The sequence below is a fragment of the Oribacterium sp. Sow4_G1_1 genome (assembly GCF_052116105.1).
Classification (GTDB): domain Bacteria; phylum Bacillota; class Clostridia; order Lachnospirales; family Lachnospiraceae; genus Oribacterium.
This window is the reverse complement of sequence record NZ_JBQKLS010000050.1, coordinates 1-759: the sequence shown is the minus strand read 5'-3', so window position 1 is coordinate 759 and position 759 is coordinate 1. Positions and strand designations below refer to the sequence as shown.

Here is a 759-nt window from a genome sequence, read left to right as displayed (position 1 = left end):
AATGTGTGGCTGCTTCTAAGCCAACATCCTAGTTGTCTATGAAATCCCACATCCTTTACCACTTAACACACACTTTGGGACCTTAGCTGTAGGTCTGGGCTGTTTCCCTTTTGACTATGCAATTTATATCGCGCAGTCTGACTCCCGTTTATATCTTAACGCCATTCGAAGTTTGATATGTCTTGGTAGACTTTGACGCCCCCTCAACAATTCAGTGCTCTACCTGCGTAAGACTCACAACGAGGCTAGCCCTAAAGCCATTTCGAGGAGAACCAGCTATCTCTGGGTTCGATTGGAATTTCTCCGCTATCCACACCTCATCGCCACCCTTTTCAACGGATGTGCGTTCGGACCTCCACCAAATTTTACTTTAGCTTCATCCTGGACATGGATAGGTCACCCAGTTTCGGGTCTATACTTACTGACTTGACGCCCTGTTCAGACTTGCTCTCGCTTCGGCTTCAGACCTTAAGTCCTTAACCTTGCCAGTATATATAACTCGCCGGACCGTTCTACAAAAAGTACGCGGTTCACCTTGCGGTGTTCCACAGCTTGTAAACACAGGGTTTCAGGTTCTCTTTCACTCCCCTCCCGGGGTTCTTTTCACCTTTCCTTCACAGTACTCATCGCTATCGGTCACTAAGGAGTATTTAGCCTTGGGGGGTGGTCCCCCCGACTTCCTGCCAGGTTCCACGTGTCTGACAGTACTTCGGATACTGCTCATCCTCTTCTACTTCCTGTACGGGATTTTCACCCTCT

1 rRNA gene is annotated in these 759 nt (G+C 48.5%); it reads right to left on the bottom strand.

The features are described from left to right. A 23S ribosomal RNA gene (locus ACTQ52_RS12335) occupies nt 1-759 on the bottom strand; the annotation flags it as partial.